The 15,398-nt window shown below is 39.7% G+C and carries 6 protein-coding genes; 1 reads left to right on the plus strand and 5 read right to left on the minus strand.

Features of this window, described 5'->3' with window-relative positions; translation table 11 throughout:
• Positions 1 to 4: 4 nt before the first annotated feature.
• The 5 genes from ABZB17_RS03425 to ABZB17_RS03445 form a co-directional block, all read right to left on the minus strand.
• The gene (locus tag ABZB17_RS03425; RefSeq protein WP_372648113.1) at positions 5 to 2,218 is read right to left on the minus strand and encodes a polysaccharide lyase family 8 super-sandwich domain-containing protein; all 2,214 of its coding nucleotides are present in this window, start codon (positions 2,216 to 2,218) and stop codon (positions 5 to 7) included.
• 95 nt (positions 2,219 to 2,313) lie between these two features.
• Positions 2,314 to 4,176 (minus strand): heparinase II/III family protein, encoded by a 1,863-nt coding sequence (locus tag ABZB17_RS03430; RefSeq protein WP_372648114.1) that lies wholly within the window; start codon positions 4,174 to 4,176, stop codon positions 2,314 to 2,316.
• A gap of 236 nt (positions 4,177 to 4,412) precedes the next feature.
• The gene (locus tag ABZB17_RS03435) at positions 4,413 to 6,215 is read right to left on the minus strand and encodes a RagB/SusD family nutrient uptake outer membrane protein (RefSeq protein WP_372648115.1); all 1,803 of its coding nucleotides are present in this window, start codon (positions 6,213 to 6,215) and stop codon (positions 4,413 to 4,415) included.
• Between the two features lie 21 nt (positions 6,216 to 6,236).
• The gene (locus ABZB17_RS03440) at positions 6,237 to 9,422 is read right to left on the minus strand and encodes a SusC/RagA family TonB-linked outer membrane protein (RefSeq protein WP_372648116.1); all 3,186 of its coding nucleotides are present in this window, start codon (positions 9,420 to 9,422) and stop codon (positions 6,237 to 6,239) included.
• 53 nt (positions 9,423 to 9,475) lie between these two features.
• Positions 9,476 to 10,660 carry a glycoside hydrolase family 88 protein gene (locus tag ABZB17_RS03445; protein ID WP_372648117.1) on the minus strand — a complete coding sequence of 395 codons (1,185 nt, stop codon included), beginning with the start codon at positions 10,658 to 10,660 and terminating at the stop codon, positions 9,476 to 9,478.
• Between the two features lie 496 nt (positions 10,661 to 11,156).
• Between ABZB17_RS03445 and ABZB17_RS03450 the strand changes: the two genes are divergently transcribed.
• Positions 11,157 to 15,194 (plus strand): two-component regulator propeller domain-containing protein, encoded by a 4,038-nt coding sequence (locus ABZB17_RS03450; RefSeq protein WP_372648118.1) that lies wholly within the window; start codon positions 11,157 to 11,159, stop codon positions 15,192 to 15,194.
• Positions 15,195 to 15,398: the final 204 nt, after the last annotated feature.

Raw genomic sequence — 15,398 nt, forward strand, 5'->3', positions numbered from 1 at the left:
TTTGTTACAGTTTAATTGTTACACTACTACCTGCATAATTACCTGTTGGCAGATCGATAAGCAAATCACTCATCCCGGTACCTTCATTCCATAAAACAGTAAGATTTTCTGCTTTAGCATTCACTTTTCCGGGAATAGAAACCAACATTTTTGCATTCTTCCGGGCTGGGTCAGAAACGGTAATTTCCGTGATCTTCGTCCCATCTGTTTTTGCAATTAACACTCCCGGATTCCCGCATTCAACCGTAATATCGTCATTCACCTCTAATGTTCCTTCGCTGAAAAAAATAGCCTGGCACATTTGCAGCTCTTTTTGCCAAACCGCCTGTACTGCAGGAGAATTTTGAAGAATCGTTATATTATTTTTTGATGTATTAATCTGAACCTCTTCCGGATTGGTTGCCGGCACTACAATGTATTGATAGTTAGCTCCATTCGGACGTTTGCCGTGATTCAGATAAAGTTCAAAAACATCGCATTCAATTTCGTCTTTCGGAGAATCGGTTTGCCGGTTAATACGATACCATGAACCTTTTGCAATATTGTTTTTCAGTTGTACCGTTGTTGGCTCAGGAAAAACATAAGCAAGCTTATCATGATAGATCCAGTCGACATTTTTATATTCCGTTTCGCCTTTCTCAATAACATTACTTTTTCCTCCGGAAGCAACAATTACGTCTCCATGAAGAATACACTGGTTTAATGTTGTTACCACCGGCAGTTCTGCGTTTGAGCAAGAAATTCCGGTTCCCAAACAAACATATTCCTTATCAAAAAAGAACCATGCTTTTCTGGCAATTAACGGATCGTGAGGACTTTTAAAATCGAAAGCAACGGCACCATATTTTCCATCGGTTGCAACACCAACAAAATCGGTTAATCCAAGTTTTTGTAATTCATTGGCACCGGGCATTTCTTCTTTCTGCATAACTGTTGTTCCCGGAATTTTTTGGTAGTCCATAACCGGAGCAAGACCTTTATACTCATCGGCCGAAACTGAAATATGATTTGTTCCGTCGCCACGGTGATGGTTCAAAAATCCCTCGCTGTTGTAGGGCTGCTCCATGTTGTAGTTACGGGTAGAGTACATGCGTACCGAGGCAAACCAATCAGGCCGTTGAAATGAAAAATGCTCTGAATCCCAATAAAAGGTTGCATGCGCAAGTGTTGGCTTTGCCTTATTATTGCGAACATCAATAATTTCCTGAAGCTCATTATGCCTGTAATCTGAAACCGAGATCAGTTTCGCGGGTAAAACATCATCGTATGGATTCAAAGCTCCTTCGCGGCTTATACTGCGGTTTTTAGCTCCAACATCCGGAACTTTTCCAAATACCGAAGTTTTGCAAATACCATCCAAAAAGTAATCAATTAGCTGGTCAAGTTTTTCTTCTGAAAAAGAAAATTTGGTACCGGTAGTGTAAACTGCCCATTCGGCAAATGCTGCTGCATAACTTAAACCATATGACAATGTATTGTTCACGCCGTCAGTACGATGGTGGAAGCTGTTGTCGAACTGAATACCACGCCCTTCGTACGACCGGTTTTCAAATCCTCCAACTATTTTCCGAAAGCCATACCCATATTTTGCTCCTATCCATTCTACATACTTTATTTCATTTTCGATTACACGCACTACCTCATCAAATTTTTCATCGTCGCCCAAAAACAAACAATTTTTTGCCTGAATACCCGCAATTTTAATTCGGTCTCCACCTGGTCGCGCTCCACCAGCGTTTATGTGTGCCCTTCCAATTATCGGTTGAGTTTTGTTCACCAATTCCTTGTCGAGCTCATCGCCAATAATCAGCATTAAAGTTACCAAGTAATTGGGCGTTCCAATTTGATTGTGCCACCAGTTTTCGCAGAAGTAATCGTGCTCCACCCAATTTTTCAGCCCCAGTTCGATGGCTGCTTTTACCTTTTTCTTTTTGTAATATTCTGATGATTTGCTTTTATAAGCCCTTGCCAAAGAAACAAGATTTGACGTATGAATCCGGTGCTCAAAACCTTCTCTTGAAACATTCGAGTAATCAATTCCCGGCCAGGTACCATCGTCTTTTAAGGTTTGAAGCAGCGTCTCTATCTGTGCATCATCAACCTCCGGTTTCATTACCTCCTTATAAATGCGTTCTTTTACAATTTGAATGTCGTTTTCCGCATAAGCCATCAAGGAAGCACAGCAAAAGAATAGTATAATTACGGTTAGTCTTTTCATACGTTTAAAATGTTTGTATTAGCGATATACATGCCTGCCCATCAGCAAACAGTAAACGAGCCCCGAAAACTCAGGACTCGTTTACTGTTTTTATTTTAATTTTCGGCAAGCCTTATTTTAATTTCAGTTTTACCATCCTCTATTACCCAGGCCGGTATTCTTAGTTCTATACGTTTTAATCCTTCAATTTGGCGATCCAATTCCATAGGAGCCGGATAGAGTGAAACAAGCGACAAACTCAACTCCGGGTGCGAAAGGTTCTCAAGTTTTAAAGTTTTGCCTTCTTGTTTTAACACGGCACCACCATCAACAAATTCCACATCTGCAGTGGTCATTAATTGCCAGGTAATGAGTTCTGTTTTTTCCGAAATTTCAATTTCGTCCTCTATAACTAACGAAACCGGGCTGTCTTTTGTAAACGTTCGTTTTGCGCTGTTAACATTTCCGACATAAACTGCGGTTAAATCAAAGGTAGCCTGTTGTTTTTCGCCCGATTGGAAATGCTCAAGCGTTGCCTGTCCGTCGTTTACAAAAAGTTCATTGTTTACGGTTACGGTGCTGTGTCCGAAGTTATTTTTGGTGAGCAGCGTCCAGCGCTGACAATCCTGACAGCTTCCCCACAAATCAAATCCGGTTTTCTCCAATTCGTGGTAAGCCTGGTTGCCCGGATCGATAACCCAACGCACGCCGTTCAATTCAAAAATAAAAGAACCGGCATCCATGTTTCCGTGACTTGTGGTTGCTCGGCCACCTTTTCCTCCAAAATAGTAATTGTGCTCGTCATCACCTTTAAAAACTACTATAGGATTTGAACCGTCACCTTTCCACGCGAGGGGTATTTCTACATCTGATTTCTCCTCGTATTGCGACAACCAAACCAAGGCTGCACCACCAAGTCGGGATAGTTTCCCCATTTCTTCTGCTGGCATCAGGAACCTTTCTTCTTCGAAAAATTCAGAATTGCCTGTTTTGTTTGCAAACCAGGCTAAAATAACATCGCCGGCAGCGCCTCTTTTGTCTCCGCAATCGGCAAAATTGTAATACCATCCCGATGGGGTATTCATTAAATACCGAAATACTGCACTCTCCTTAAAAGCAGGGTAATCAGCAATACCAAAGTCGCTTCCGAACGCGCTTTCCAGGAAGGCAGATGTAACCACCGAAAAACTGGTGCCGTAACCCCAGTAAGTTGAACCTTCAGGATAAACCCCATCCGGTGAATATTGCTTTAAAGCCTGTACCATACCATCCAAAGCTCTGCTAATTGTTTTGGCAGCGAGTTCCGGGTCTTTTTCTGCAATTGCTATAGAAGCGGCTATCATTCCGCCATTACATACCTGGTTCCAGTTGTTGTGTCCAAATGCCCAGCCCGGAGTATTTCCGTTCTCCGGCCAACTGGGAGCTATCCCTTTTTCAATTAAAGCGTTTTGTGCCAATTCAATGGTTGATGCTGGAAGTTTTCCTTCCGTCCAGTCGAGGGCAAAAGCAACGGCCATACTCATTTCGGCCACATCCAAAAAATGTGATGGGTTCCAATCCGAAAAATTGCAAACAGCCAGTACTTCATTATTTAAACGATTTAATGCTTTCTCATCATTTTCCATTTGATAAACCATTCCCAGCATATTTACGCGCCATAGCATTTCGCGTGAAGTTGACAACAAACGACGACCAACCATAACTCTTTCCAGCAGAGGTTCATCGTAAATGCTTTCAGCATTTAGTTTTATGGCCTTATACATATTTTGTACAAGCTCATCGGTCTTCAATTTTGTTTTTAGCTTGTTTTTTATTTGGGAATTTAAAACCAAACGCGGCTGCGATTTGCGAAGGTTCTTTTTTAGATACTGGACTGATATAGGATTATCGAGCGAGGGAACTTCCTTCTCCTGCGCCGCTGCCGACCATATAACTGCCAGGCAGAATAAACAAATAGCAAGATGTATTTTCGTTTTCATTTTAGTTGGTTTTGTTAGTTGGTATTAACTATAAAAATAGGAAGTCATTTTTAATGAGCTATCCTATTCCGTATTCTATTTCATAAAATGTTCAGTCTCTATCGTTTTCATCCTTTTGGTTACCGTAAATGAAATGAGTCGGTATTCCGGTATTTTTAATAAGAAAACCAAGCCGTGTCCGTCAACCAGACGAACCACGGCTTTGGTATCAATTTACTAATTAGCTAAAACTTTCGTTACTCCCAGCCGGGAGTTTGTGTAATATTCGGATTTTGTGCAATTGCATTAAGTGGTATCGGCCACAAATAATGTTTGTTTTCATCAAATACAGGTACAGCCCAGTCGGTTCCCTGATATACATCAATGTATGGAACACCGTTAACCAGGGTTGTTTTTACAGTTGCTTTTCCTTCCGGATCGATCTCTGCTTTGTTGGCATCATCCCAACGCATTCCCAAATCTGGATTTTCGAGTTTTTTACCTTGTTTCCAACGTCTCAGGTCATCGTAACGAAAACCTTCCATAAACAATTCAACACGACGTTCGCGGCGAATTTCTGAAATTAAAGCAGAAACACCATCATTTGCATACCTTGGATCCATGGGCACATCCATAGTCATGTCGGGCATACCGGCGCGGTCGCGTATCAGATTAATACTCATATCCAAACCGGCCTGATCCAAGGTGCCGAGTTCAGCCATCGCTTCTGCATAGTTTAACAATACCTCAGCATAACGCATTATAATAGCGGGTGTATCAGAAACATTATAAGAAGCATGTGAAGTTGTAGGCTCGTATACTTTACAGATGGAATAACCGGTTTCAGAAGTTTGTCCCCCCATTCCTGATACACGAGGATAAGTACGCAAAGCATCACCATTATTCCAATGCCAGCGTGCTGCATCATCGGGGTGCAGAACCGTTTGACGTAAACGCGGATCGCGGTTGGCAAATACATCTCTTAAGCTGGCATCACCTTTATACTCAGGAGAAGTTGATATGGGAAGTCCATCGGTACACAAATAATCTTCAACCATACTTTTAGTAGCTCCGCCATTATAACCGCGGTGATAACTTTGTACGTGGTTAGTAAAAACACCCAATTGATACCTTCTCCAGTACATTACTTCAGGAACGCCGGTAAGGTCTGATTTCATTTTATGAATGGCCTGGTAATCATTCTCAGGATCATTGGTGTCGTACAAAGCATATGGTCCATCATCCATAATTTCTTTTGCCGCATTGGCTGCTTCCTGTAACCACATGGTTGCATCCGACAAGCCATGATACTTACGCCATGTTCCTTCAAACAAACAAACTCTTGATTTAATCAATAAGGCATTCCACTTATTTAAACGCCCCGGAGCTCCGTCATTTCCATCACCCCATTGCGCCGGCATCCACTGACAGGCATAATTTAAATCGGCCAAAACATTGGTCATCACTGTTTCACGATCATCCAGGGGCGCGTACAATTCCTCCGAATCAATGTTTAACTCGTGATCAACCCAGGGTGCACGTCCGAATTTCGAAATTTTATCGGCATAAAACCAAGCTCTGAAAAGACGAGCTTCGCCCACATATTTATTAACTGTTGCTTCAGGCACACCATTATCCAATGCTTTCGGATAATTATCCATAAACACGTTAATGGCACGTACGAAAGCCCATCCACCATCTCTCCAGCCATACATTTGTGCTCCGGATGAAACATTATGAACACCGCCTCTCACCTGCTGATAACGGTTGTGTCTTGAGTGTCGCGGAGCAATGTTATCCGAAAATTCATCAAGGTACCAAAAGCTTTGATTGTTACTGTCGAATCCATCATCGTGTGCCATCAAAATCGGCACGTCATTGTCGTTTCTTGCCCGATCGTATATACTGTTATTGTATACCATTAAATCGTTTTCCGTATTCCAGAAAGTTTCGTTACTCACTTCATCAAGCGGGTATCTTTCCAAAAAGTCATTATTACAACTGAAGAATAACAGCGTTGTAAAAATCACAGAACTAAGTTTTAATATATTCTTTTTCATCTTTTCTTCTTTTACTGGTAATTAGAATGAAACCTTTACACCCAATGTATAAACACGGTTAAAATAATATTCCTGCGTAACGGTTGCAGTCTGTTCCGGATCAAGTGGAGCATGCATTCCGGTAGCTTCCCAAAGGTTCATACCTGATACGTAGATCATTGCATTGCTCATTTTTACTTTGCTCAGCAAATTTTGCGGAACATTATAACTCAAGGTTATATTCTTCAATCGAATGTAAGCTGCATTTTGTACGTAACGCGATTGCGGCTGAATATTCTTTTTATCGTTTGTTGACTGGTGCGGTGCAGCAAAGTAAGCATTCGGATTGTCTTCACTCCATGTTTCGGTCAGGTAAAATTTTTCGATATGACCGGCATTAAACGGATAGAATGCATTCCAGTTTCCGTTACCCGGAAGGTAATCTCTGAATAATCCCTGGAAGAACAAGGTTAACGCCCAGTTTTTGTACTGAATATCAGGAGTGAAACCAAAACTGTATCTGGCCGTATTTTTCCCAATTATTGAGCGGTCGCCCGGATCACTCAAAGTATTGTTTCCTGATGAAATTTCGCCATCTCCATCCAAATCCTTGTACATAATATCACCAGCTCTCCAGTTCGAACCAATTTTTGATTGATCAGCATGGGCTGCTACTGCATCGTCTGTTTGGAAAATACCTTCGGTGGTATATCCCCAGATTTCACCCATTTTTTTACCCACATAATGCTCAGAAAGGGCTCCTGTAGGGTTGTCGTATTTAGTAATTTCAGCCTGGCTGTCGGCCAAGCCTAAAGTAATGCTGTAGCGCCAGTCTTCACCAATTCTGTCGCGCCAGTTTACAGCCAACTCCCAACCTTTTGTCCGCAAGTCGGCAGCATTTGATTTTGGTGCAGCAGTACCCAATAATGATGGATATTCTACATCCATTAACATATCTTTTGTATCGCGGTGGTAATAATCAAACGATACATCCAGTCGTTGATTCAGCATGGTAAAGTCTAAACCAAAATTCTTGGTTTCAACAGTTTCCCAGGTAAGTGTAGGACTAACCAAACCTGCTGCCGATACATAAGGGGTACGGCCTCCACCCGACATCATGTATGGCGACATACCTGATCCCATTGTAGAAATATAAGGATACAGATTATTGTTACCGCTACCCAATAACTGGTTCCCCAATGTACCGTAAGAAGCACGTAATTTCAGATTATCCAACCAATCGGTTGTGCCAGACATAAAACCTTCATTTGAAAGCCTCCAACCGACAGAAAATGATGGAAAGAAACCAAAACGATCATCTTTCGGGAAACGTGAAGTACCGTCATAACGACCATTCACTTCAAGCAGGTATCTGTCTTTATAAGAATAGTTTAAACGATAGAATACGCCACGTAACGAAACATGCGATTTACTGCCTTCAGTTTGTTGCATACCGGTTGTTGCATTCAGGTCGGTAATTAACGGAGTAATAAGCGTGTTGTTCATTGCCCGGAAATAAGTATTCCTACCCCACTCCTGGTTATAACCAACCATGGCTTTAATGTAATGATCTTTCAATTCTTCGTAAGTATATTCAGCATACGCATTCATGGTGTAATACTGATCGTAATTCGAGAAGTTTCTGATCCAATCATCACCACTAAAACCATTTACAAATTTCATATTTGCCAAATCAAGACCTTCCACCATGTCTACTTTACTTTGTACTTCCTGACGTTGGCGATGATATGTAGTGTATGCAAAATCGCCTCTAACTCTCAAGCCTTTTAAGGGAGTAAGAGTGATCCCCTGTTTTAGCATCAAACGGTGCTTTGTTTCTGTATCGCGACCGCCCTGTTCCCAGTAAGGTAAAGCATTCAAACTTGACATGTATTGTCCGATGTAAGGCAAAAAGTCATCGTGATCTCCTGGCTCCAGATAATATGGAAGATCGGGGAAAGTAACAACATGGTTTGGTGCCACACGCGCAACTGTATTAATGTCAACGTCCCAATTATAAAAATGCGGAGCTGCACTTTGTTCAGCACTCCAGGTAATCTGTTCATCCAACGACATCCAGTCGTTTATTTTAAAATCGGCTTTCGACAATACATTGTAGCGCTGATAGTCATCATTATACTTATCAGCTACATTTCTCCAACCGTTTTTGTCAAGAAAACCAAAAGATACATAGTACGATGCATTTTGGGTAGCTCCCGAAATATTCATATCGTACTTTTGTTGCATCGACCAGTCGGCAACTGTCATACCAATATAATCGGTATATCCGTAGTGACGCAGGTTTCCGTCAACAACACCCCATTCGTTTTCAAGAGTTGGATTTTCTTTCCAGGCCAGAAAACCAGCCATATAATCATCGTCGTACCGAGGCGTACCATTCGTTCTGGTAGTTGCCAGGTTCCATGCTGCTGCTGCATCATACGGATCGGTAACCGGATCGATTAAGAAAATAGGTTGTGTGGCCGATTGCTCGGTTGATAAAGTAACGGTCATTTTTCCTTGTTTTCCGCGTTTGGTTTCAACCAGGATTACACCAAATGCTGCCCTTGCACCATAAACGGCACCCGCTGCAGCATCTTTTAATACCGTTACACTTTCAATGTCGTTCGGGTTCAACTTATCCATGTTTCCAGGAACTCCATCAATTAATACAAGAGGGCTACCTCCGTTGATTGATTCGAAACCACGAACGTTAAAATCAGCCGTACGTGTAGGATCACCGTTTCGGATGGTAATATTCAGGTTGGGAATTACTCCTTGTAATCCCTCGCCTGCAGAAACGATCGGTCTATTTTCAAGTGTTTCGGCAGTTGCCATTCCAACCGAGCCGGTTAGGTTGGCTTTTTTCTGAGTACCGTAACCAATAGTTACTACCTCCTCAATACCTATTGAAGAAGCTACCATTGATACATTAATTGCAGATTGGCTTCCCACGACAACTTCTTGGGTCTCGAATCCCACGAAGGAGAAAATAAGGGTTGCATCAGCACTTACACCGGCAAGAGAATATTCTCCATCAATTCCGGTTGCAGTACCTGTTGTTGTTCCTTTGATAACTACAGAAACACCCGGCAATGGTATTCCGCCATCATCTTTTACAGTTCCCGTAACCGTTTTTTGCGCATAAGCACTAAAACCAACAGTCACGAAAACGAAACACAGTAAAAAAAAGCTCAGGACTTTTTTACTTCCATTTTTGTTTTTCATAAAAATAGTTTTAATTAATTATAATAATGGTTTAGTAATCACGATTATTCAGCCTATTCATCTTTGGTTTTTATAGCTCTGTTTCGGATTATGGCTTCCAGAAAATAGTAATCGGCATACACCAAAGGCTCATCAATTTCTGAATCATGCGGCTTATGCCCTGTGGAATGTTTTAATAAAAATCCTTCATTCTCGCCAACGGGTGCCAGAAATTTATCCGTTGACAGGGTTGCCAAAAGATTTCTTGCAACACTCACATATTCTCTTTGTTTATCAGAAAACGTGCTAAGTTCAAATAAGGCCGAAGCAATTATGGCTCCGGCAGAGGCATCCAAAGGTTCATCAGGAATACCGGGTGCATCAAAATCCCAGTAAGGAATTTCACCTTGTTTTATATCTGGCTGGCTTAGAATAAAATCAGCAATTCGTTCGGCCTGCCCTAAAAATTCATCATTACCAGTTTCACGATATAGCATAGTAAAACCATACAAACCCCACGCCTGACCGCGCGACCATGCGCTTTCGTCAGCATAACCCTGGTGCGTATTTTTATGTTGAACCTCGCCGGTTTGCGGATTATAATCTATTACGTGATACGAGGAATAATTATCCCTGAAATGGTTCTTTATTGTAGTTTCAGCATGTTTGATGGCAATTTCCTTAAAATTTTCATTTCCTGTTTCTTTAGCAGCCCACAGCAATAATTCCAGATTCATCATATTATCGATTATTACAGGGTAATCCCACTTGTCGCTGTTATGATCCCATGAACGAATACAACCCACCACAGGATTAAAGCGGGTTGATAAAGTTTTGGCTGATTGGATAAGAATTTCGCGGTATTCGGGATTGTCAGTATATTTTATGGCCTGTCCGAAACTACAATACATTTTAAATCCCATATCGTGGGTATTCCCATTCCATTTTTCTTGTTCAAGCGGTAAAGTAAACTTAAGTGCCGACTCTTTCCATTTCTCATCACCGGTTAATTCATACATCATCCACAGGTTTCCGGAAAAGAAACCACTGGTCCAATCCCTGGTTTTTACAAGTTTCAATTTCCCGTTTTCTGAAGTTCGGGGTGATATTAACTCCGAGGTTGCTAACGACTCCGCATTTTTAACAGCATAATCAAGCTGAGACTCCAAATGTTTGATTATTCTGTCTTCTTCACCTGTTTGTTGGTTAGAACATCCCAAACTCAGGATTAAAAAAAGTAATGTGATGAGCTTATTCATATGGATAGATTTATTTTATGAAAGACATAAACTGAATCAGGCCGGAAACGACAGTTATATACTGTCTGGGTTTCAATTTTTCTTTTTGCTGGTTGTTTCATATCAGATCGGTAAGAACTCATCGACCATTAAATAAATCTTCATCCCTGATACAGGGAGAAGATTTATTTATAAAACTAAACTAGACTATATAGTATGTAGATAAATAGTTGGTATAGGTGGAGTGAATATACTTTGTGTTTATATTTACACTGACATGTATTAAATTGAAGGCTTTAAGGAAAGAACAGGTTCTCATAGTTATTGAATTAGTTTAAGTACGTTAGTAAGTCAAAGCTATCGAATAGCAAATTCAATAATTAGTCGTCCTGTTGCAATTATTAAAAATTTTGTTGCACAAAGTTACAGATGTCGCATAAATGCAACATAAGAGCTAGATACTAAGGACAACAAGTTTTATTTTTGGCTATTACTAACTAACGGCAAAAGACTTTTTATGAAACCAAAATGTTTTCTGGTACTTCTTTTATTTATATACTCATTTAAACTGCATGCCAGTATCGACGAAATAACATTTCGCAGAATTTCTCCTCCTGGCGGATACAGTTTCCAGGCCATACATAATATTACACAAGATATGATGGGTTATATCTGGATGGGTAGTTCTGACGGGATAATAAGGTATGATTCAAAAGAAGTAATACGTTTTGTTCACCAGGCAAACAACCCAAACTCCATTCCGAGTAACCGTATTTCAGGTATTGAAATCGACAATAAAAACAATGTATGGGTAAGTACCGATGCCGGACTATGCTTATACAACCATAAAAATCAGAATTTTGATGCTGTAGATTACACCTATGAAGATGGTACAGCAGCTGGCAAACAAATAAATTCAATTACACTCGACGGAGAAGGAAAATTATGGATTAGCGACCAGGATTTCTTTGGGTATTTAAATGCTGAACATAACCAATTAATCAGGATATCTAAAGGTTTAAACAAGTTACCCAGGTTACTTTATACCGATGATACCAACCGGTTGTGGTTGGGTACGCAAGATGGTACCATTTTCCGGATTTCAGCAAATCAAAAAAAAGCAGAAAAAATTATTGATGGGCCGGGATCTGTTACCCGAACCATTTTTGCCACCAACGATCAGATTTTGGTTGGATTTGATACCCATGGTGCGCGCAGGTACGACATGCACGGAAACCTGATCTCTCAATATTCTTATCCAATAAATCCGCAATATAATTTTGAACGGGCAAGTATTCGAAAAATATGGAGAGATACACGCGGACGGATTTGGATTGGATCGTATTTCGGATTATTTCTGGATACGGGCACTAATTTAATCCGTTTTGACCAGGAAGAGTACAGCGGTTTACCACACAATTCAATCTATGATATATACGAAGACAAACAGGGAGGTCTATGGATAAGCACCTGGTCGGGAGGTATTGCCTATTTACATCACGCCGATAATAAATTTAAAACGTTCAGGCACTCTTTAGCTCCAAACACCCTATCGTCGAATATGGTAAGTTCGTTTGCACAAACCACAAACGGAGAATTATATGTTGGTACAGAATTGAATGGTTTAAATCTATTCGATAAGCGATCTAACAGTTTTCAAAAAATCAAGGTGCTAAAGAACGGTGGAATTCTTAATATCAAATCGCTTTGTGCCGACGATAAAGGAGGACTTTGGGTAGGATCGGCGTTTAATGGCTTATTTTACAGGGAAAAAGGTGAAACAGTATTTAAAAATTTTTCACTTGGCACCGAAAACAGATCAACGATACCACGAATTCAGGTGTATGCTCTGTGTAAGTCAGATTCAGGTATTTGGATTGGTTCAAGCGCAGGTGGCTTACTTTTTTACAGTTTTGAGAAAAAAGAAATTGTAAATCAATCAAACACCTATCCGCTAGTGCAATTAAACAACGTAACCTTTCGTCACATTGCTCTCGATTCTAAAAATAATCTGTGGCTGGCTTCTCTTAATGGAATGTTTCAGGTTCATTTACCATCAGGCAAAATAAAACGCTTTAGCACCGACAATCTCGCGGATTTCAACCCAATAACCCCGGCATTTTATTTTGTTACTGAATTATCGGATGGCAGAATATGGATGGGAACCAGGGCAAATGGAATATATATTTACGATCCGGAAACCAACCAACTTAGTCATTTTACGGCAAAAGGAGTACTGAAAGGACATGACGTTTATGGAATAATTGAAGGGTATGATAACTCGATATGCATTACTACCAACGATGGGCTGTTCCTTTATGAAACAGAGAAAGATAAAGTTAGAAAGTTTGAAATTACCGATGGAATTCAGGGAAACTTATTTAATCCCGGAGCCATTTTTAATGATTCAAACAACAACTTATATGTTGGGGGTACAAATGGTTTTACGGTAATGGGCCCCAGCAGTATAAAAATGAATGAACTGGCTCCTAATGTTTTGATAAGCAAAGTTGAGGTAAATAACCAAAAGGTTATACCATCACAAAACATTAGACACAAGTTTAACAAACTGGTATTAGATCCGCAGGAAACAAGTATTAAGTTTCACTTTTCGGCAGATAACTACCTCCTACCCGAAAAAAACAGATTTATGTATCGGCTAACCAATTATATCGACGAATGGGTAGGCGAAAATATTGATGGAACAGCAACTTTTTTTAATGTGCCGGCGGGTAATTACATTTTCGAGGTAACAGCTTGTAACAATGATGGTATCTGGAATGATATACCAACACAACTTCCTGTTGAGATTAAACAATTTTGGCACAAATCGCAACTGGCTTTAATTTTTTACTCCATAGCCGTATTTCTAATACTGTTGGCTTTCTACAACTTTATGAGGGAAAGAGTAAAACTGAAAAAAACCATTCTTATCGAAAAAATTAAGTACGAACAGGAGGAGCAACTCCACGAAATGAAACTTACCTTTTTTACAAACATTTCGCACGAATTCAGAACTCCTTTAACACTGATTAACTGGCCGTTGAAGAAACTTATTGAAGCCGACAACCTGAGCGATGAACAGCGTGAGCAGTTAAAAACAATAAAGCGGAACACTAACAGGTTACTTCAGCTTATTAACCAGATTATGGATTTAAGAAAAGTTGAAAAAGGAAAAACGAAACTGAACATCACAAAAATTGAGCTGGTAAACTTTGTTCAGGAACGAATCCTTAACTTTTCGGAAGAAGCAAAACAAAAAAATATTCAGTTTGCATTCAATCACAATAACGAGAATACCTTGATTGAAGCCGATGATGAAAAATTGGATAAAATTATTTACAACTTATTGTCAAACGCTTTTAAGTTCACACCGGTTAACGGCAAAATAACGGTTGAAATTCATGATAATCAAATTCAAAGAAGCAACTATTTCTCCAATCAATTAAGCTATGGCAAACTTGAAAATGAAGATTTTGTCGACATTCAGGTTATTGACAGCGGAATAGGAATTGAAAGCGATGACCTGCCCAAGGTATTTGAAAGGTTTGAACAAGGGAAAAAGAATAAAACGAACGAATACAGTTCAGGAATCGGTCTTAACCTTTGTAAGGAATATACATTAATGCACCGGGGAGCAATTATTGTGCAAAGTACCCCTGGCGAAGGAACGAGTTTTTCAGTTCAGTTGCCGGCAAAACAAAAGGCACAAAAAATAATGTATCAAAATCAAACATTAGCAAAAAACATTAGCTCGTGGCAACCCCAGGAGAAAGCAATTGTAAAAGAAAAGGTTGTGAATGAAGATATAAACCTGTTGGTTATTGAAGACAACGTTGATCTCAGAAAATTTCTAATATCTTTTCTTAAGGATTATTATACCATACTTTGGGCCGAAAACGGAAAACAAGCCCTTGATATTTTAAAAACACAAAATATTCACCTGGTGATTTCAGATGTTATGATGCCGGTTATGGATGGATTTGAGTTTTGTAACATTTTAAAATCGCAAATAGAAACCAGCCATATTCCGATAATACTGTTAACGGCCTTGTCATCAGAAGAAAATACAATAACCGGTCTTTCAAACGGAGCCGATGCATACATTGCCAAACCTTTTGATGAAAATTTACTTCTGTCGCAAATTGACAACCTGTTGGAACAGCGAAAAAGACTGAGAAAAAATTTTGTTCCGAAATTTATTTCAAACCAGCCCGTAGAGATGGGAAGCCTTGATAATTATTTTTTGAATAAAGTAAATTTAATTATCGAGCAAAATATAGAAGATGAAAATTTTTCGGTAGAAAAACTGGCAACCGAACTTGGATTTAGCCGGAGTCAACTGCATCGGAAACTCAAGCAAATTTCAAACTATTCGAGTTCGGAATACATTATGATCGTTCGAATGAAAAAAGCCGCAACGCTACTCGCTTCCAAACAATTCACCATTGAGGAAGTCGCCTATAAAACAGGCTTTAACAGTCATTCCTACTTTTCAAAATGTTTTAAAAAACTACTGAATAAAACACCAAAAGAGTATATTAAAGATTTATAAGCAAGCCGGCGTTAAACTATGTTGTCAAACTCTTCTGTTTTGCCCCCATCAGCCAATTAAAACTTATTAACCTCAGTTCGATTATTAACCTGCTGAATATAAGTGAATTGAATTAAAAGTTATTGTTGATTTATTTGAATAAAAGCATGGAATTTACTAATTTAAAAGTCTGACAAACAAATAATTAGAAGTAAAATCCATGCA

The organism is Draconibacterium sp. (assembly GCF_041583095.1).
In the GTDB taxonomy this organism is placed as follows: Bacteria; Bacteroidota; Bacteroidia; order Bacteroidales; family Prolixibacteraceae; genus Draconibacterium.

Bases quoted from the DNA above. Each gene is read 5' to 3' on its own strand.
- ABZB17_RS03425 (WP_372648113.1), bottom strand. From the start codon at position 2,218: ATGAAAAGACTAACCGTAATTATACTATTCTTTTGCTGTGCTTCCTTG.
- ABZB17_RS03430 (WP_372648114.1), bottom strand. From the start codon at position 4,176: ATGAAAACGAAAATACATCTTGCTATTTGTTTATTCTGCCTGGCAGTT.
- ABZB17_RS03435 (WP_372648115.1), bottom strand. From the start codon at position 6,215: ATGAAAAAGAATATATTAAAACTTAGTTCTGTGATTTTTACAACGCTG.
- ABZB17_RS03440 (WP_372648116.1), bottom strand. From the start codon at position 9,422: ATGAAAAACAAAAATGGAAGTAAAAAAGTCCTGAGCTTTTTTTTACTG.
- ABZB17_RS03445 (WP_372648117.1), bottom strand. From the start codon at position 10,660: ATGAATAAGCTCATCACATTACTTTTTTTAATCCTGAGTTTGGGATGT.
- ABZB17_RS03450 (WP_372648118.1), top strand. From the start codon at position 11,157: ATGAAACCAAAATGTTTTCTGGTACTTCTTTTATTTATATACTCATTT.